This is a genomic window from Pseudomonas oryzihabitans, from assembly GCF_001518815.1.
Lineage (GTDB): Bacteria > Pseudomonadota > Gammaproteobacteria > Pseudomonadales > Pseudomonadaceae > Chryseomonas > Chryseomonas oryzihabitans_E.
Genome location: NZ_CP013987.1, coordinates 2046376 through 2065711, shown reverse-complemented (window position 1 = coordinate 2065711; position 19336 = coordinate 2046376). Strand labels below are relative to the sequence as shown.

Genomic DNA, 19336 nt, shown 5'->3' with positions numbered 1-19336 from the left:
CGGAGAACGCTGCCTTGGCCAGATACCAATTTCGGTGGCTGACGAGCCCTCCTAGGATGCCCCTGTCCCTTCCTTCCCCAATCAGACCGGATAGCCCATGAAGTTTGCCCTGGATTCCGCCCACGCCGGCCAGCTCACCCTCGGCGACCGGCATTACGCCTATGTCGACCTCAAGCGTCTGTTCGACGCCAACACCCTGGCGCGCCTGCCGTACTCCTTGCGCCTACTGGTGGAAAACGTCGCCCGCTGCTTTCCCGAGGCGCTACCGCCAGTGCTGGCGCGCGCCCGTGGTGAAGGCCCGCCGTGTGAAGCGCCCTTCCTACCCAACCGCCTGATGTTCCACGACACCACCTGCCTGCCCGCCCTGGCCGACTTCGCCGGCATGCGCGACATGGTGGCCGAACTGGGCGGTGATCCGAGTCGGATGAATCCACGCATCCCGGCGGTGCTCACCATCGACCACTCGGTGATCGTCGAACGCTTCGCCGAGCCGGACGCGGTGGAAGCCAATCTGGACATCGACTATCGCCGCAACACCGAGCGTTACCAGTTCATCAAATGGGCGCAGAAGAGTTTGGACAACTTCAAGGTGGTCCCACCGGGCACCGGCATCATCCACCAGGTCAACATGGAGTCACTCGGCACCGTGGTCTGGGAAAGCGAGACCAGCGACGGCCAGCCACTGCTGCACCCGGACGATATGGTCGCTACCGACAGCCATACGCCGATGATCAACGCCATCGGCATCCTCGGTTGGGGCGTGGGCGGTCTGGAAGGCCAGGCGGCCATGCTGGGCGAACCGGTACCGATTAGCTTTCCCGAGGTCATCGGTATCCGCGTGACCAACGCGCTGCGTCCGGGGGTGACCGCCACTGACCTTTCCTTGAAAGTCACCCAGTTGCTGCGTCAGCGCGGCGTGGTAGGCAAGTTCGTCGAGTTCTGCGGACCGGGCCTGTCGGGCCTGAGTTGGGCCGTACGCGGCACCCTGTCCAACATGGCACCGGAATACGGGGCGACCGTGGTGTTCTTCCCCTTCGATACGGTGACCATGGAGTACCTCGAGCTCACCGGCCGCACGCCGGAGCTGCGTGAGCGCGTCGCCGCTTATCTGGAGGCCCAGACCCTCTGGCGTCACGACGACGACCCTGAACCCCAGTTCACAGAGGTCATCCACCTGGACCTCGCGAGTATCGAGCCCAGCGTGGCCGGTCCGCACCAGCCGCACCAGTGGCAGCCCCTGGCCAGAGCCGCAGACTCCTTTCGGGCTGAGGTGCCAGTCGATGCGGACGTCGGTCTGATCGCGCGTTCCACCCCGGCGGCGGACTACTTCGAGCCGAGCTTCGGCCAGCCGCTGACCCATGGCGCCATTTCCATCGCCGCCATCACCAGCTGCACCAACACTGCCAACCCGAGCCAGATGATCCAGGCAGGTCTCCTGGCGCGAAGGGCGCGCGAACGTGGCCTCACCCGCAAGCCCTGGGTGAAGACCTCGCTCTCCCCTGGCTCCCGGGTGGTAGCGGACTACCTGCGCGATGCCGATCTGCTGAGCGACTTCGCGGCCCTCGGTTTCGACCTGGCCGGTTTCGGCTGCATGACTTGCATCGGCAACTCGGGCAAGTTCGAATCCCACATGGAGGCCTTCGCCGACCGGGGCCTGAAGACAGTGGTGGTGCTGTCCGGTAACCGCAACTTCGAGGGGCGGGTCAATCCCAAGGCGCAGTTCGGTTACCTCGCCTCACCGGCCCTGGTGGTCGCCTACGCCCTGGCGGGCAGTATCGACGTCGATCTCGAACAGGCCGTGCTGGGGCTGGATCAGGCCGGTCAGCCGGTCCACCTGCGCGACCTGATGCCGGACGACGACGAGGTCCAGGCGCTGGTCCGCGAGACAGTGCGCCCGGAGCTGTTCCGCCAGCGCAACGCCACTCTCTGGGATGGGACCCATCACTGGCAGGCGCTGTCGGCCGAGGGTAGCGTACGCTTTCCCTGGTCGCCCAGCTCGACCTACCTGCGGCGTCCGGTCTATCTGGAAGGTATCGCACCGGAGCCGCCAACATCGCTGGCCGTGCGCGGTGCCCGGGCCCTGATGGTGCTGGGCGACAACATCACCACCGACCATATTTCGCCCGCCAGCGCTATTCCCCTGGACAGCCCCGCCGGCCAGTGGCTGGTGGCCCACGGCGAGTTGCCGGAAGACCTCAACCAGTACTCCACCCGGCGCAGCAATCACGAGGTGATGATGCGCGGTGCCTTCGTCAACCGCGCGGTGAAGAATCGCCTGCTGCCGGCGCATCCGGGCCAGGGCGGCTGGGCGCGGGCAGCCGACGGCGAGGTATTGCCGGTGTACGACGCCGCCCTCAGCTGGGTCCGCCAAGGCACGCCGCTGGTGGTGTTCGCCGGCATCAACTATGGCGCCGGCTCCAGTCGCGACTGGGCGGCCAAGGCCCAGGCCACCCTGGGGGTTCGGCTGGTGGTGGCGCAGAGCTTCGAGCGCATCCACCGCAGCAACCTGATCGGAATGGGCATCTTCCCGGTCCGTTTCCCGGCCGGCCTGACCGTCGAAGCGCTGGCCCTGAGCGCCGAAGAACGCCTTGATTTCGTCGGCCTCGACGAACTGCAGGTGGGTATTAATCCCATCACCCTGAGCATCACCCGCCCGGATGGCCGGCAGGACAGCATCGTTCTGGAACTGCCATTGGATTCCAGCCAGGAGATTCTCTACCTGCGCCAGGGCGGAATCCTGCCCTACGTCATCCGCAAGGCACTGAGTGAGGCGCCGGCCTGACGCCTAGCTGACCCACTGGATCCATGCTGCTTCCACGCCACAGAAGCAGCATCCTAGCCGCAATATTGTATCTTGTGTGTTTACAGGACAATAACGTTCGACGTACCTTGCTTCCAACACGGCTCACGCCCGACAAGAACGACAACAGGAGAGCAACACATGAGCAAGCGCATCGCCTTCGTCACAGCCGGAATGGGCGGTCTGGGTACCGCCGTCTGTCAACGCCTGGCCCGGGACGGCTTCACCGTCATCGCCGGCTGCGGCCCGGACTCATCGCTCAAGACCGACTGGCTCGCACAGCAACGCAAGCTGGGCTTCGATTTCATCGCGGCCGAAGGGAACGTTGCTGACTGGGAATCCACCCGCGCCGCCTTCGCCAAGATTCGCGACGAGGTCGGTCCGGTCGATGTGCTGGTCAACAATGCCGGTACCGCCTGCAACGTGGTGTTCCGCGACATGCAGCCGGGCGACTGGCAGACCGTCATCGATACCAATCTCAATTCGCTGTTCAACGTCACCCGCCAGGTGATCGACGGCATGACGTCCCGCGGCTGGGGCCGGATCATCAACATTTCCTCGGTCAACGCCCAGCTTGGCCAGGTCGGCCAGGTCAACTACTCCACCGCCAAGTCTGCGATCCGTGGCTTCACCCGGGCGCTGGCCAGGGAACTGGCAGCGCGTGGGGTCACCGTCAACACCGTCTCGCCCGGCTACATCGCCACGCCACGACTCAAGGCCCTGACCCGTACTGAACTCATGGATCGCATCGTTCACGAGATCCCCATGCGCCGCCTGGGTACCCCGGAAGAGATCGCCTCGATCTGTTCCTGGCTGGCCTCGGACGAATCGGCCTTCGCCACTGGCGCGGACTTCTCCCTCAACGGCGGGCTGCACATGAGCTGATCGCCGCTCCGTCACCAGACCACAACGACAACCACAACAAAAGTTGTATTTTGGAATCAGGAGATACAGATGCTCTCTCTACTTGGCTTTGGAATGATCGTGACCTTCATGGCGCTGATCATGACCAAGCGTCTGCCACCGCTGGTGGCCCTGACCATCATCCCCATCGTCTTCGCCATCATCGGCGGCTTCGCTCCCGAAATGGGCCCGATGATGATCGATGGTCTGCGCAAGGTCGCGCCCACTGCCATCATGGTGATGTTTGCCATCCTCTACTTCGGCCTGATGTTCGACACCGGGCTGTTCGATCCCATCATCCGCACCTTCATCAAGCTGATCAAAGGCGATCCCGCGAAGGCCGTGCTCTTCGCCACGCTGCTGGCCGGCATGGTGTCGCTGGACGGTGACGGTTCCACCACCTACATGATCACCCTGACCGCCATGCTGCCGCTGTTCCGCCGACTGCGGCTGAATCCACTGATCCTGCCCTGCGTGGTCATCCTCGCTGCCAGCGTTACCAACCTGCTGCCCTGGAGCGGTCCCATGGCGCGGATCGCCGCGGCGCTGCAGGTGGAAACCAGTCAGCTGTTCATTCCGCTGATCCCGCCGATGATCGTCAGCTTCATCGGGGTATTGGCGCTGGCCTTCTGGCTGGGGTTGCAGGAGCGGCGCCGCCTGGGCCTGCTGGTGGCGCCAGGCAGCAACCCGTTACGCGCGACGGGCATGGACGAAGACATGGGTGATCTGCTGACCTTGAGCGATGAGAACGCCGAGCTGCGCCGGCCCAAGCTGTTCTGGTTCAATGCCCTGCTCACCTTGGCACTGATGACCTGCCTCGTGATCGAACTGCTGCCGCTGCCGATCCTGTTCATGGTCGCCTTCTGCATCGCGCTGACCATCAACTACCGGCAGATGGACGAACAGCGCCGCCGCATCTCGGCCCATGCGCCCGCAGCCCTGACGCAGATCTCGATCTTCATCGCCGCCGGTATCTTCGCCGGCATCCTGTCCGGGACCGGCATGGTCAAGGCGATGTCCGGTTCGCTGCTCTGGGCCTTGCCGGAGAGCTGGGGCAACTACCTGGCGCCCATCACCGCGCTGCTGAGCATCCCCGGCACCTTCTTCATGTCCAACGACGCCTTCTACTACGGCGTGCTGCCAGTGCTGGCCCATGCCGCCGAGGCCTACGGCATAGGCGCGGCGGAGATCGGCCGGGCCTCGCTCATCGGCCAGCCGGTGCACCTGCTCAGTCCGCTGGTAGCGTCCACCTACCTGCTGGTGGGCCTGGCCGGGGTAGAGTTCAGCGATCACCAGCGCTACACCATGAAATGGGCGTTCGCCCTGAGCTTCCTGCTTATGGCCGTCTCCATGGTACTGGGCCTGTTCCCACTGTACTCGGCGACCTGATGGCCTCGGCGACGGCGCCTTCCGCGCCGTCGTCCGCTCCGGGTAGCCGCGGTTATGGTAACGTCGGGCTATCCGCCAGACCCGGCCAGCCGTCCTGCCCGGCACGCACCACCCGGTATCCGTTGTCCAGAAGAATCCCGATGAAAAAAGACCTCGCCGAACAACTCGCCCCGCGCATCATCGATCTTGCCCGTGCCCGCTCGATGAAAGCCGGTGATCCGTTGCGTGAAGAGGCCTTCGCCAAGGAACTGGGCGTTTCCCGCTCACCGGTGCGCCGCGGTTTTGCCCTTCTCGAAGAACTGGGCCTGGCGCGCAAGGAGCCCAATCGCGGCTTCTTCCTGACCCGTAATGCCAGCACCATCGAGCAGGCGGCCCTGCCCAGCGAGGACGATCCCTACGAGGAGCTCTATCTGCGGGTGGTGGACGACATGCTGCGCGGGGACATCCGCAACAGCTTCTTCGAGGCCGAGTTGCTGCGTCGCTACCAGATTCCCCGCGGCCAGTTGCTCAAGGTGCTCAACCGCCTGGCCAGCGAGGCCATGATCGAACGCCGCCCTGGCCAGGGGTGGGAGATCAATACCTTCCTGCATGACAGCGAAGCCCATATCCAAAGCTATCGCTTCCGCATGGCCATCGAGCCCTTCGCCCTGCGCGAACCGGGCTATCGCATCGACAAGCGGGCCTTCGCCCAGGCCCGCCAGTGGCAGCAGCGGCTGCTGGACGGTGAGCTGTTCACCCTGTCTCGCGCGCAGTTGTTCGAGATCGGCTCCAGCTTCCACGAATTGCTGGTGCGCTGCTCGGGCAACGTCTTCCTGCTCGAAGCCATCCGCCGACAGAATCAGTTGCGCCGCTTCATGGCCTACAGATCGAACGTCGAGCGCTCGCGGCAGATCGGCCAGAGCCAGGAGCACCTGCACATTCTCGACCTGCTCGAAGGCGGCAGCCGCGAAGAGGCAGCAGTCTTCCTGCACCAGCACCTGGACGTGGTCAGCCGCCTCAAGGCCGCCCAGGACCGCCAGCTGGAAGCCGCCGAAGAAGACGCGGAAAAGCAGCCGGCCTGATCCGCGCTCCCGCGCTACTCCCCTTTCATCCTTCGCTTGCCCGGGCCCGCCTCGGGTACCGAACCGCACGGTCGCGACGAGCGACAAGGCGCGCTTTTTTGTCCGCTACCCGTTGCACGAATTGTTTTTAGATGCCATAAAGTACAAAGCGTTCTGGCGATGCCGTGACTCCTTCCTGCTCACCCGCCAGGCCGACTTCACTGCAGAATCTACAAGGAGAAAACAATGCGTATTCTGGTCCTGCCCTGCGACGGTATCGGTCCCGAAATCATCCAGGCGTCGATGTCCGTGCTGGACGTCGCCAACGAGAAGTTCGGCCTGGGATTGGCCTTCGATTACGACGACGTCGGCTTCACCAGTCTGGAGAAGCACGGCATTACCCTGCGCGACGAGACCCTGGAAAAGGCCAAGACCTACGATGGCGTGATCCTCGGCACCCAGTCCCACGCCGACTACCCGGCACCGGAGAAAGGCGGTCGCAACGTCTCCGCCGGTTTTCGCATCGGCCTCGATCTCTATGCCAACGTGCGCCCGGCACGCACCCGCCCGTTCCTCGCCTCCAACATGAAGGAAGGCAAGAGCATGGACCTGGTGATCATGCGCGAGGCCACCGAAGGCTTCTATCCGGATCGCAACATGAGCCGCGGTTGGGGCGAGGTGATGCCCTCTCCAGACATGGCGTTGTCAACCCGCAAGATCACCCGCCACTGCAGTGAGCGCATCGCCCGCCAGGCCTTCGAGCTGGCCATGAAGCGCCGCCGCAAGGTCACCGCCATCCACAAGGCCAACAGCTTCCACATGACCGACGGCCTGTTCCTGGAATGCGTGCGTAACGTGGCCAAGGAATTCCCCGAGGTGCAGCTGGACGACCTGCTGGTGGACGCCTCCACCGCGCACCTGGTGCGCAATCCCGAGCGCTTCGACGTGCTGGTGGCCACCAACTTCTATGGCGACATCATCAGCGACCTGGCCAGCGAACTCTCCGGCAGCCTGGGCCTGGCCGGCTCGATCATGGCCAGCAACATCCACTGCTGCGCCCAGGCCCAGCACGGCTCGGCACCGGACATCGCCGGCCAGGACAAGGCCAATCCGGTGTCGATGATCCTGTCCATCGGCATGATGCTGCACTGGATGGGCGAGCACCGCGGCAACGCCAAGCTGCAGGAAGCGGCCGCGGCGATCGACCAGGCGGTGGACAAGGTGCTGGAAGATCCGGCCAAGCGGACGGCCGACCTGGGCGGCAGCCTGGGCTGCGCCGCCTTCGGCCAGGCGGTGGCCCAGATCCTGCGCGGCTAAGGCCATACCTGCGTCTCCCGGGGCGTGCGCGCCCCGGTCATTCCTAACAATAACAAGGAGAATCACCATGGCCACGCCGCTCCTGGGCTGCATCGCCGACGACTTCACCGGCGGTACCGACCTCGCCAGTACCCTGGTGGCCCAGGGCATGCGCACCGTTCAGGTACTGGGCGTGCCGGACCGTCCGCTGCCCAGCGACGCCGATGCCGTGGTGGTCGCCCTCAAGACCCGCACCCTGCCCGCCGCCGAAGCGGTCGCCCAGTCCCTGGCAGCCCTGGCCTATCTGCGCGAGCTGGGATGTCGGCAATTCTTCTTCAAGTATTGTTCCACCTTCGATTCCACCGCGGCCGGCAACATCGGACCGGTCGCCGATGCCCTGGCCGAGGCCCTCGGTGCTCGCCTGAGCATCGCCTGCCCCGCCTTCCCCGAAAACGGTCGGACCCTCTACCTCGGCCAGCTGTTCGTCGGCGACCAGCCCCTGGCCGAGTCGGGCATGCGCCACCATCCGCTGACGCCCATGACCGACAGCAACCTGGTGCGGGTGCTGCAGGCGCAGACGTCCCATTCCGTGGGCCTGGTGCGCCTGCCCCAGGTGCGCCAGGGCAGCGCAGCCATTGCCACGGCTCTGGCCGACCTCCAGACGCAGGGCGTCCGCCATGCCATCGTCGACGCTATCGACAACGCCGACCTGCATGCCATAGGCGCAGCCGTGGCGGATCATCCTCTCGTCACCGGCGGTTCCGGCGTGGCTCTGGGGCTGCCGGCCAACTTCCGTCGCCGTGGCCTGCTGGCCGCCCATGCCGAAGCGTCAGCCCTGCCGGCTGCGCCTGGTCTGGCTGCCGTGTTGTCGGGCAGCTGTTCCACCGCGACCCGTGGCCAGGTGGCCCTCTGGCTAGAGCACCGGCCTGGCTTCCGCCTCGATCCGCTGGCCCTGGCCGCAGGCGAGGATCAGGTCAGCGCTGCCCTGGAGTGGGCCGCAGCGCGGCTGCCTTCCGAGCCAGTACTCCTCTATGGCAGCGCTGATCCCGCGGAGGTGCGCAGGGCCCAGGCACAGCTGGGCGTGGAGCGCGCCGGCCAGTTGGTGGAAGACGCCCTGGCCCGCATCGCCCAGGGCCTGCACGAATGCGGTGTGACCCGGCTGGTAGTGGCCGGCGGTGAGACCTCGGGCGCAGTGGTCAAGGCGCTTGCCATTGACAGTCTGCGTATCGGTGCGCCCATCGCCCCGGGCGTACCCTGGACGCTGGGCAGCGGCGCCCGGGGGGACATCGCCCTGGCGCTCAAATCCGGCAATTTCGGCACGCCGGACTTCTTCGAACGGGCCCTGGCCGTCGCCCCCTGACCCTTGCAAGGATCGCTCATGAGCGGCTCTGCGCCACGCTACGACCTGGTCAGCCTGAACGTCTTCCGGGCGGTGGCACAGGAGCGCAACGTCACCCGCGCCGCGCGGCTCTGCCATCTGGCCGTCTCCGCCGTGAGCAAGAGAATCAGCGAACTGGAAGACCAGGTCGGGGTGCCACTGTTCATTCGGCACGCCCGTGGTATGGGACTCACCCCGGCCGGCGAGACCATGCTGCATTATGTGGAGCGGGTGCATGGCGATCTGCGACTCATGCAGCTGGAGCTCAACGAGCACGGCAGCGGCGCCACCGGCCATATCCGCCTGCAAGCCATCACCTCGGCGCTGACCAACCACCTGACCCCCGATCTCGCCAGCTTCATGGGCCTCTATCCGCGGGTCGATTTCGACATCGAGGAGCGGGTGGGCGGCAGCATCGTCCAGGCGGTGGCGGAAGGCCGGGCGGACGTGGGCATCGTCGCGGCCGATACCGCCGCCCTGGACCTGGAGACCTTCGCCTATCGCCGCGAGCGACTGGTGGTGATCGCCGCTGCGGATCACCCCCTGGCCGGGCGTGACCGGGTAAGCTTCGCCGAGACCCTGGACCACGAATTCATCGGCCCCCACGTGGAAAGCTCGATGAACGCCCTGCTCTCGCGCCAGGCAGCGCTGCTCCAGCGCGGCATCCGTCAACGCGTGCGCATCAGCAGCTTCGAGGCCATGTGCCGGCTGGCGGCGATTCGCCTGGGCCTGTGCGTACTGCCCGAGTCCATCGTGCGGCCCTATCTCAAGCCGATGAAACTGGTGGCCCTGGAACTGGACGAAGCCTGGGCCAGCCGCGCCATCGTCGTAGTGGTGCGGCGCTATAGCGCGCTGTCACCGGTAGCCAAGGCCTTTGTCGGTCATCTGCGCTCCTGAACCCTGCAACCGGATCCCTGTACAACGCCATGTCGACTTCCCGCTTCGCCCCTTGCCCCTGGTGGCCCACCCCCTTCGTCGGCTTGCTCGGCGGCTGGCTCGCCAGCCTGGTGCACTGGCCGTTGCCCTGGATCACCGGCGCCCTGATCGCCGTGACCCTCTGCCGCTGCCTGGGCTGGCGCATCACCGCCATTCCCCACGGCCGCCCCGCGGGCCAATGGCTGATCGCCACGGCCATTGGTCTGCACTTCACCCCGGCGGTACTGACCGAGGTCGTCAGGCACCTGCCGCTGATCGCCTTGGCAGCGGTTGCCACGCTACTGCTGGCGCTGGTGGGTATCACCGCCGTGCAGCGCCTGGGCACGGAACGCAAGACGGCGTTTTTCGCCTTCATGCCAGCCAACTTCGCCGAGATGATCAATCTGGCCGAACGCCATGGCGCCGATGCCCCCAAGGTCGCCGCCGCCCATACCCTGCGGCTGGTGATCATCGTGCTGGTGGTGCCGCCCGCCATGCTCTGGGGCGTGCCGGGTATCGCCCAGGCCGCCCATGTCCCACCACCGCCGGACTGGCGCTGGCTGGCACCGCTGCTGGCGGCGGGCCTGGTGGCGGCCCTGGCCTGGAAGCGCCGCGGCTGGCCCAATCCCTGGATGTTCGGCCCCCTGGCCCTGTGCTGCCTGGTCACTGCCTCCAGCGGCCTGGTCACCAGCCTGCCGCCGACGCTGAGCCATCTGGCCCAGGTGCTCATCGGCGTCACCCTGGGGTGCCACTTCGACCGCGCCTTCTTTCGCCGCTCGCCGCGCTTTCTGCTGCTGGCAACCCTCTACACCCTGCTCTGCCTGGCCGCCACCTTCCTGATCGCCTGGCTGCTGGCCCAGGTATTCGCCCTGCCCTTCACCACGCTGGGCCTGGGCATGACGCCGGGCAGCACCACCGAGATGTACCTGACGGCGGAGGCCCTGGGGCTGGGCGTGGGCACCGTTACCGCCATGCAGATCCTGCGTCTGGTGGTGGTGATGGCAGTGGCAGAGCCGCTGTATCGGCGCTGGTGCGCACGCTCGGCCGAGCCGGTGACCAGGGAATCGCCATAGCGCCGGCTGCGACGGCGTAGCGCTGCCGGACGGGTGGCGAGCGCCAAGGAGAGGGCTGCGGTCTTTGCCCGCAGCCCGGTCCAGATGCTGTCAGCTGCCCAGTGCCGGTCCCACTCGTGCCTCGGACTGACCGCTGGCGGCCAGCTCGCGGGCGACGAAGCCGTTGCGGATCTGCTCGTCGAGAAAATCCCGGACGAAGGCCGCACCAGCGCTGCGCCCCTTTGGCACGGCCATGGCCTGACGGATTTCGGTGAAGCTGTCGGCCAGCACCCGGTAGCCGGCGTGAGCCCGGGCATAGGCCTCCAGCGGTTGGCGCACGCCGGCAGCGGCGTCCAGGCCCTGGTCGACGAACCAGTCCACGGCGGCCGCGGAGGTCGGCGCCCGCACCAGCTCGGCCTGCATCAGGGTACGGCTCAGATAGAGGTCGTAGGCGGCTCCCTGCCCCACGGCGATACGGCGGCCGGCCCGGTCCAGCTCGGCGACGCCCTGGGCGGGATCGGCGTCCCGCAGCAGATAGGTGCCCTCGATGATGACGTAGGGATGGCTGAAGTCGATCTGCGCCGCCCGTACCGGTTCGATGGCCAGGAAGGCCAGGTCCCAGGCGTCTTCTTCGAGGGCGGCGAAGACCTTGCCGGCGGCGTCGTAGGTGCTGAACTGTACGGGCATGCCCAGGCGCTCGGCCAGGGCGCGGGCCAGGGCCGCGGAGACCCCGGCCGGCTGGCCATCGGCGCCGCGCTGCGCCAGCACCGGATTGCCGTAGTTGATCGCCGTCCGTAGCGCGCCCTGGGGGGCGAGGTCCGCGAGTACCGCTGAGCTGGGGGTCATGGGAGAACTCCTTGGAGGTCAGGTGGTGGCCGCAGCGGCGCGGGTATTGTCGTCGCCACGGTCGAGACGGATCAGCAGGGTCATGACGAAGGCGATCGCCAGCAGCGCACTGAGAAACAGCAGGCCCGCCGAGGCGCTCTGGGTATTGCCCTTCACCATGCCGATCATGAAGGGTCCGACAAAGCCGCCCAGGTTGCCAATGGAATTGATCACGGCGATGGATACCGCGGCCGTGGAGCGGCTGAGAAACAGCGTCGGCAGCGCCCAGAACGGCGACTTGAAGCTGTACAGACCGGCCAGCGCCAGGCTGATCAAGCCGATCGCCAGGTAAGGATCGCGCACCAGTCCGGCCCCTACCAGCGCCACCGCCGCGACCGCCAGCGGTAAGGCCGAGTGCAGACGCCGTTCGCCGTGGCGATCTGAACGTCGCGACCAGGCGATCATCACCAGGGTGGCGACGATATAGGGAATGGTGGCGATCAGACCGATCTGGGTATGGCTCAGCGCGGAGGAGAAGCCCTTGATGATCTGCGGCATCCAGTAACCTACACCCAGGCTGCCGCACTGGTAGACGAAGTAGATGAAGGCCAGGTAGAGCACCTTGGGATTGCTCATGGCCTTGAGCGCGCCGAAATGCCTGACGTCCTTGCGCGCCTGCCGATCACGCTCCAGCTCGGCGAGCAGCCAGACCTTTTCTTCATCTGCCAGCCAGCGTGCCTGTTCGGGCCGATCGGTGAGATAGAGATAGCACAGCACACCGAGGAACACCGCCGGGATGCCTTCGAGAAACAGCATCCAGCGCCAACCACTCCAGCCCAACCAATGGACGTTGTCCATGATCCAGGTCGAGAGCGGCGCGCCGATGACGTAGGACACCGGGATCGCCGCGGTGAAGAGTGCCACCGTGGTGGCCAGTTCGCGTGAGCGAAACCAGTAGGTCAGATAGACGATGATTCCGGGAAAGAAACCCGCCTCGGCCACCCCCAGCAGAAAGCGCAGAATATAGAGGTGCATCGCGGTCTGGGCGAAGGCCGTGGCCGCGGCGATCACCCCCCAGGTGACCAGGATGCGCGCGATCCACACCCGCGCGCCAAAGCGATCGAGCAGGAGGTTGCTCGGCACCTCGAACAGGAAGTAGCCGATGAAGAAGATGCCCGAAACGAAGCCGAAGACTTCGCTGGACAGGGCCAGCTCGGCGATCATCTGCAACGCCGCGTAGCCGATGTTGGCGCGATCCAGATAGGAGACGATGTAGAGCAGGAACACGAAGGGAATAATGCGCCAGGTCACCTTGCGGATGATGGCCTGCTCCCGGGTCGCGGGGATGGTATTCATGGTGGCCTCACAGGGCCGCCGACGAGGCGGCCGATCTTGTTGTTGTAGGACGCGGCGGAGCAGTGGCCTTCAGGGGCTGAAGACCAGGCACACCGGGCTGCCGCAGCGCACCGCCGTGCCGGTGGCTTCGAGGATTCCGCGGGTCTCGTCGACCAGGAAGGTGACGATGCTGTCGCTGTCTTCGTTGAGGGCGAATAGCTGGCGGCCATCCGGCGCCAGGGCGAAGGCGCGTGGCGTGCGGCCACCGCTCGCCAGGCTGCCGAGCGGCGTTGGCAGCCCGCTCTGGGGATCCAGCGTGAAGACCATCAGGCTGTCGTGGCCGCGATTGGTGGTGTAGAGCAGACGCCCGCTGCGATCCAGTTCGATGGCCGCCGCGCGGCTGTTGCCGGTGAAGCTGGCCGGCAGCGTCGAGTGGATGGCCAGGGGCTCGAGGACACCGGAGCGGGCAGCAAAGGCATAGGAGGTGAGGGTCGAATCCAGCTCGTTGACCACATAGGCCCGCGGCAGGTGCGGATGGCAGACCAGATGCCGCGGCCCCGCGCCTTCGCGGGTCGCCACCTCGGCTACCGGCACCAGGCGTCCGTCGTGAAAGGCGAAGCTGAAGATCCGGTCCAGCCCCTTGTCCGGCACCAGTACGAAGCGGCCACTGGGGTCGAAAGGATTGCAGTGCGGCTTGGCATGGGGCTGTTCCTGGCGGTGCGGCCCGGGTTCGCCCTGCAACTCCAGCAGCTGGACCAGAGGCTCCAGGCGGCCATCCGCCGATACCGGTAGAACGGCGAGACTGCGGCCAAGGTGATTGCTCACCACCAGATGGCGATCATCCGGGGCCAGTGCCAGGTGGACCGGATTGCGGCCGCCGGTGTCCTGCCGATTGAGGAAGGCCAGATGCCCGGTCTGGCGGTCGACGGCGAAGGCGCTGACCGCCTGCTCGTCGCCATGCACCGTATAGAGACGGTCACCCGCCCGATTGAGGGTCAGGTAGGACGGATTGATCAGGTCACCGACCACCTGGACGAGTTCCAGCGCGCCTGCGGGCGTGACCCGGTAAACGCTGATGCCCTCCCCGCGGGCCTGGCGGGCACGGGTGGTTCGGCTGCCGACATAGGCGTACATAGGGGCTCTCCTGGCACCGACTGGAAGGGTCCGACGTCCGCGCCAAGGCGACCGTCCGACCCGCTTGCGTCACCTTAGGCAACCTGCTCCCCAGCGAAAATTGACCTTTGGCCAACGAGGCGTTCGCGCCTGGCGAACGCTCGCCAGCGCCCGTCTCAGCGCTCGCTGTAAGGCACGCCGCCGCGGGCCTTGTCTTCCGGCTCGGCCTCGACGATCTGTACCACTACCCGGTCAGCGGGTACGCCGAAGCTATCCACCACCGCCTCGGTGATGCGTTTCATCAGCAGTTTCTTCTGTTCGGCACTGCGGCCCTTGACCGCATGAACGACGACTTCCGGCATGAGTAGCTCCTGGAACTAGGTACGGTGTTCGGCGGCGATCGGGCGCGTTTCGCCCGTTTCCACCAGGGTGCGTGTGGCCTCAGCAGAGCCATAGATCCAGAGAATCTTCATGGGCTCGGTGGCCGAGGCATTGCGAAAGCGATGAGGCACGCCAGCCGGAATGTAGGTCACGTCCTGAGGCGCGACGGTGAACTCCTGGCCGTCTATATCGAAGATCGCCCGGCCCTCCACCAGCATCACGCTCTCTTCGCAATTGTGGTAATGGAAGGGAATCTGCGCTCCACCCTGGAATTCGGTGTAGCCGTTGATGAAATTGCGCGCCCCCAGGCCCGCGGTCACCAGCGGCATGGTGGCGGCGCCACCGCCGCGGTCGTGCTTGGCGATGGTCTCGGGCTTGAGCAGCCAGGCGGCGGAATCGGTCTTGATCATGAAAGTCTCCTTGGGTCAGGACTGGGCGCCCTGCCAGACGGTCTTGACGTTGGTGAATTCGCGGATGCCCCATTCGCCCAGCTCTCGGCCATAGCCGGACTGCTTGATGCCACCGAAGGGCACCCGTGGATCGGAAGCCACCAGCGCATTGATGAACACCGCGCCCGCCTCGATACGCCGGGCGAGGCGCTGGGCCCGCGCCAGATCGCGGGTCCAGAGGGCCGCACCCAGACCGAACTCGCTGGCATTGGCGACGCGGATCGCCTCGTCTTCGTCCGCTACCCGGATGATCGCGGCCACCGGCCCGAAGGTCTCTTCGCGGGCCACGGTCATCTCCGGGGTCACCCGGTCGAGCACGGTGGGCGGATAGAAGAAACCCGGCCCGGGGAGCGGCGTGCCGCCCAGCACCAGCCGCGCCCCTCGACGAGGCTGAGCGTCACCTGGCGCTGCAGGTCCTCGCGCAGACTGGCGCGGGCCAGCGGACCGATCTGGGTGGCACGATCCAACGGATCGCCCAGCCGCAGGGCCGCGGCCGCTGTCGCGAAGGCCTCGGTGAAGGCGTCAGCCACCGCGTCGACGACGATGAAACGCTTGGCGGAAATGCAGCTCTGACCGGCGTTGCCAAAGCGCGCCTTGACCGCGGTCTGTGCGGCCAGGGCCACGTCGGCATCGGCCAGCACGATGAAGGGGTCCGAGCCGCCCAGTTCCAGCACCTGCTTTTTCATCAGGGAGCCGGCCTGGCTGGCCACCTGCTGGCCGACCGCGGTGGAACCGGTCAGGGTAACGGCGGCGATGCGCGGATCCGCCAGCACTCCTGCCACCTCCCTCCCCTCGATCAGCAGCGTGGCCACCAGGCCCAAGGGCAGGTCGGCCTTGGCGAACGCCTGCTCCAACGCCAGCGCGCAGCCCGGGACATTGCTGGCGTGCTTGAGGATGGCACCATTGCCGGCCGCCAGAGCTGGCGCGGCGAAGCGGATGAACTGCCAGAAGGGGTAATTCCAGGGCATCACCGCGAGCACTACGCCGAGCGGATCGTAGACCACCCGGCTATCAGCTGCGGCGCTCGCCACGGGGGTATCGCCGAGAAAGCACGGTGCCTGCTCGGCATAGAACTCGCAGGTGAGCGCGGACTTCTCGATTTCCGCCTCGGCCTCCATCAGGGGCTTGCCCATCTCGCTGACGATGAGCCGGGCATAGGTGTCGCGACCGGCCCGCAAGACGGCTGCCAGGCGGACGAGGGCCGCACAGCGCTCGGTCAGGGGACACTCCGCCCACTGCCGCTGCGCCACAGCGGCCTGGACCAGGCGCTCTTCGACCTGTGCCCGGGTATGGGTGTAGTAGGTCGCGATGGCGGTCCCGGTAGCGGGGTTGACGACTTCAATCATGAGCGACTCCATTTGTTTTTTATTTTAACGAAAGACAATGATAGGTGCGACTTCTGAACAGTGCAGTCACTGTACTGTCTGGCACACGCCAAAAAACCGCGTCACTCCCATCACTCATTGGTACTTTGTTATTACGTTATACCAATGTGATTAACCGAGCAAGCGGCAGCAAACCTTGGTGGAAGAGGTACCGGGTTTCTACGGGACGGCGAATGAATCGGAACAGCAATTCGACTCGTGGCCCCGCTCCTCCAGGCGCGAGCCCAGCGCCGTGAGTCGTCGCAGCTCCGCGCAGGCCGTGGCGGAATGGGGTAAGGCGACGGTGAAGCCTTGCCGGACGCGCAAGCGCTCACCACCCGGCGCCAGGCGGGCGGGCGCACCTGGGCGTGGTTCGGGTGAAGTTCCTTGGATGGAGCGCCTGGCTTAGCAGGGCAAGTCACACGGCGTGGCGTAGCGTGGCGTCGTACCGCATGACAACCTGATCAGCTAGCCTTCGGTCAGAGCACGGTAGGGCACCACAGGTCCACTGCGCCGGCGTCCACGGGGGCAGGCAGCAGCGTGGCGGCATGGAAGGCGTCGGCGATGCGCTGCTGCTCGTCCAGGGCCGCGCGGCTGACCGGCTGGACAGCGTAGGTGCGGCGGCTGTTGGCCAGCTCGACGGTGGCTTCGTCCAGGCGGCCCCACTGCGGACCGAGGATGCGTGCCGCCGCGGCGGGGTGTTGCTTCACCCACTGGCCGGTACGCCGCAATTCGGCGAAGATCAGGGCCAGCACCTCGGGATGGGCCTGGGCATAGGGCGTGGCGGCCAGGTAGTAGCGCTGGTAGCTGGCCAGGCCCTCGCCCGAGGCGAGGATACGAACGTGCTGCTGGCGCTGGGCGCTGGCGACGAAGGGCTCCCAGGTCACCCAGGCGTCTACCTTGCCGTTCTCCAGGGCGGCACGACCGTCCGCCGGGGTGAGATAGGCCGGCTGGATGTCGGCGAAGCTCAGGCCGGCCTTCTGCAGGGCGGCGATCAGCAGGTAGTGACTACCAGCGGCCTTGGTCACGGCGATGCGCTTACCCTTGAGATCGGCGAGGCTCTGCAGCGGCGAGCCCTCCGGTACCAGGATGGCCTGGGCCTGGGGCGATGGCGTTTCCCGGGCGAAATAGGTGAGTTTGGCACCCGCCGCCTGGGCGAACACCGGCACGGTGTCGGCGACGTCGGCTGAGAGATCCACGTTGCCGACATTGAGCGCTTCCAGCAGCGGCAGACCGCTGGAGAATTCGTGCCAGCTGAGCGTGATGCCCTGGGCCGCCAGGTCGCGTTGCAGGGTGCCCTGCTCCTTGAGCAGCACCAGCAGGGTGGAGGATTTCTGGTAGCCGATGCGCAGGCTGGTCTCGGCCTGGGCGGCGCAGGCGAGTCCCAGCAGACCCAGGGCGAGCAGTCCCCGGCGGAGACCTGCGCTGAACGGAAAGCGGATAGCGGCCATGAATTCCTCAGCGGGCGGTGAATAGATGGCGGCCACGATAAGGAATAAGCAAAGGTCAGCTTAATACCGATTTGGAATTTGGTTAGAGAAGCGCGCTATGCTCGCGAAGGCCTTAACGTTATTCCGAAAGGCTATTTAAAGCCCTGTATATCTTGAAGCTAACGTATAACCACCGGACCACCGGATCTCTCCTTTCGCCTTGAACCCGAGGATCCCATGGCTGAGCTCCGGACTCTTTTCCCCGCAGGGGCGCCCGCTCCATGACTGCCCCTGCCAAGCAGATACTGCTCAACGCCTTTAACATGAACACCGTGGGCCACATCAATCATGGCTTGTGGACCCATCCGCGCGACACCTCCAGCACCTACCACACGCTGGGCTACTGGACCGAGCTGGCCCAGCTGCTGGAACGTGGGCTGTTTGATGGCCTGTTCATCGCCGACATCCTGGGCGTCTACGACGTCTATGGCGGCAACGTCGACCTGACCCTGCGCGAATCCATCCAGCTGCCGGTCAACGATCCCTTCCTGCTGGTCTCGGCCATGGCCGCCAGCACCCGGCACCTGGGGTTCGGTCTGACCGCCAATCTCACCTATGAGCCGCCCTACCCCTTCGCCCGCCGCCTTTCGACCCTGGATCACCTGAGCGAAGGCCGCGTCGGCTGGAACATCGTCACCGGCTACCTGGACAGCGCCGCCCGGGCCATGGGCCTGGCGCGCCAGATCGCCCACGACCGCCGCTACGACCAGGCGGACGAATACCTGGAAGTGCTCTACAAGCTGCTCGAAGGCAGCTGGGCCGACGACGCCGTGGTCCGTGACCGCGTCCAGCGGATCTATGCCCGTCCCGAGCGGGTGCGCAAGGTCGTGCACCACGGCGAATTCTTCGACGTCGAGGGCTATCACCTCTGCGAGCCCTCGCGGCAACGCACCCCGGTGCTGTTCCAGGCCGGCTCCTCGGATCGCGGTCTGGCCTTTGCCGGACGCCATGCCGAGTGCGTCTTCATTTCAGGGCAGGACCAGGCCGCCACCCGCGCCCAGGTCGAGCGAGTGCGCGGCGCGGCAGTCGCGGCGGGCCGCGATGCCGCGGACGTCAAACTGTTCATGGGCCTCACGGTGATCGTCGCCCCTACCGCCGCCGAGGCACGGGACAAGCACGCCGAGTACCTGAACCATGCCAGCGCCGAGGCCGGGGTCGCCCACCATGCGGCCTCGGTGGGCATCGACCTGGCCGCCTATGGCCTCGACGAACCCATCCGCCCGCAACGGACCGAGGCCATCGAATCGGCGCTCAAGCGCCTGGTGGCCAAGGATGCCGGCTGGACCCGTCGCAAGCTGCTGGAGCAGCACGCCCTAGGCGGACGCTACACCACCCTGGTCGGTGATCCTCGGCAGGTAGCGGATGCCCTGCTCGGGTGGACCGACGAGACCGGGCTGGACGGCTTCAACCTCGCCCGCACCGTCACCCCCGAGTGCTACGGCGACTTCATCGACCTGGTGATCCCGGAGCTGCAGAGCCGGGGTCGCTACAAGACCGCCTACGCCGAGGGCAGCTTCAGACACAAGCTGTTCGGGCGCGGTGATCGCCTCGATGCCCGGCACTTCGGCACCCGCTTCCGTCAGGACTGAACGCTCAAGGACACCCC

15 protein-coding genes and 1 pseudogene are annotated in these 19336 nt (G+C 66.2%); 9 read left to right on the top strand and 7 right to left on the bottom strand.

Going from position 1 to position 19336, the window contains the following annotated elements:
• The first annotated feature begins 97 nt into the window (after positions 1–97).
• From acnA to APT59_RS09415, 8 genes are all read left to right on the top strand, one after another.
• A complete protein-coding gene (gene acnA / locus APT59_RS09450; RefSeq protein WP_059314611.1) occupies positions 98–2782 on the top strand; it encodes an aconitate hydratase AcnA in 2685 nt (894 codons plus the stop codon).
• A 159-nt stretch (positions 2783–2941) separates the two neighbouring features.
• Entirely contained in the window at positions 2942–3685 is a 744-nt protein-coding gene (gene phbB, locus APT59_RS09445; RefSeq protein ID WP_059314610.1) for an acetoacetyl-CoA reductase, read from the top strand.
• Positions 3686–3754: 69 nt separating this feature from the next.
• Positions 3755–5092: a CitMHS family transporter gene (locus APT59_RS09440; protein WP_059314609.1), complete on the top strand. Its 1338-nt coding sequence runs from the start codon at positions 3755–3757 to the stop codon at positions 5090–5092.
• Positions 5093–5232: 140 nt separating this feature from the next.
• Positions 5233–6153, top strand: a complete 921-nt coding sequence (locus tag APT59_RS09435) for a GntR family transcriptional regulator (protein WP_059314608.1) — start codon at positions 5233–5235, stop codon at positions 6151–6153.
• A 225-nt stretch (positions 6154–6378) separates the two neighbouring features.
• Positions 6379–7449, top strand: a complete 1071-nt coding sequence (locus APT59_RS09430) for an isocitrate/isopropylmalate dehydrogenase family protein (protein WP_059314607.1) — start codon at positions 6379–6381, stop codon at positions 7447–7449.
• A gap of 67 nt (positions 7450–7516) precedes the next feature.
• The gene (gene otnK / locus APT59_RS09425) at positions 7517–8788 is read left to right on the top strand and encodes a 3-oxo-tetronate kinase (protein WP_059314606.1); all 1272 of its coding nucleotides are present in this window, start codon (positions 7517–7519) and stop codon (positions 8786–8788) included.
• 18 nt (positions 8789–8806) lie between these two features.
• Positions 8807–9703: a LysR family transcriptional regulator gene (locus APT59_RS09420; protein WP_059314605.1), complete on the top strand. Its 897-nt coding sequence runs from the start codon at positions 8807–8809 to the stop codon at positions 9701–9703.
• A gap of 29 nt (positions 9704–9732) precedes the next feature.
• Complete coding sequence (locus APT59_RS09415) at positions 9733–10794, top strand: AbrB family transcriptional regulator (RefSeq protein WP_059314604.1); 1062 nt, start codon at positions 9733–9735, stop codon at positions 10792–10794.
• Positions 10795–10884: 90 nt separating this feature from the next.
• On the opposite strand, the gene APT59_RS09410 is transcribed toward APT59_RS09415, so the two are convergent.
• From APT59_RS09410 to APT59_RS09380, 7 genes and pseudogenes are all read right to left on the bottom strand, one after another.
• Positions 10885–11619, bottom strand: coding sequence for a transporter substrate-binding domain-containing protein (locus APT59_RS09410; protein ID WP_059314603.1), 735 nt, complete (start codon positions 11617–11619; stop codon positions 10885–10887).
• An 18-nt stretch (positions 11620–11637) separates the two neighbouring features.
• Positions 11638–12954 carry an MFS transporter gene (locus APT59_RS09405; protein ID WP_059314602.1) on the bottom strand — a complete coding sequence of 439 codons (1317 nt, stop codon included), beginning with the start codon at positions 12952–12954 and terminating at the stop codon, positions 11638–11640.
• Positions 12955–13023: 69 nt separating this feature from the next.
• Positions 13024–14067 (bottom strand): lactonase family protein, encoded by a 1044-nt coding sequence (locus tag APT59_RS09400; protein WP_059314601.1) that lies wholly within the window; start codon positions 14065–14067, stop codon positions 13024–13026.
• 155 nt (positions 14068–14222) lie between these two features.
• Positions 14223–14408 (bottom strand): tautomerase family protein, encoded by a 186-nt coding sequence (locus APT59_RS09395; RefSeq protein WP_059314600.1) that lies wholly within the window; start codon positions 14406–14408, stop codon positions 14223–14225.
• A gap of 15 nt (positions 14409–14423) precedes the next feature.
• Positions 14424–14837: a cupin domain-containing protein gene (locus tag APT59_RS09390; protein ID WP_059314599.1), complete on the bottom strand. Its 414-nt coding sequence runs from the start codon at positions 14835–14837 to the stop codon at positions 14424–14426.
• Between the two features lie 15 nt (positions 14838–14852).
• Positions 14853–16222, bottom strand: a pseudogene (locus tag APT59_RS09385) (NAD-dependent succinate-semialdehyde dehydrogenase).
• Positions 16223–16719: 497 nt separating this feature from the next.
• Positions 16720–17682, bottom strand: a complete 963-nt coding sequence (locus APT59_RS09380; RefSeq protein WP_059316859.1) for an aliphatic sulfonate ABC transporter substrate-binding protein — start codon at positions 17680–17682, stop codon at positions 16720–16722.
• Between the two features lie 269 nt (positions 17683–17951).
• Between APT59_RS09380 and APT59_RS09375 the strand changes: the two genes are divergently transcribed.
• On the top strand, positions 17952–19319 hold the full coding sequence (locus tag APT59_RS09375) for an LLM class flavin-dependent oxidoreductase (RefSeq protein ID WP_059314598.1): 1368 nt from the start codon (positions 17952–17954) through the stop codon (positions 19317–19319).
• Positions 19320–19336: the final 17 nt, after the last annotated feature.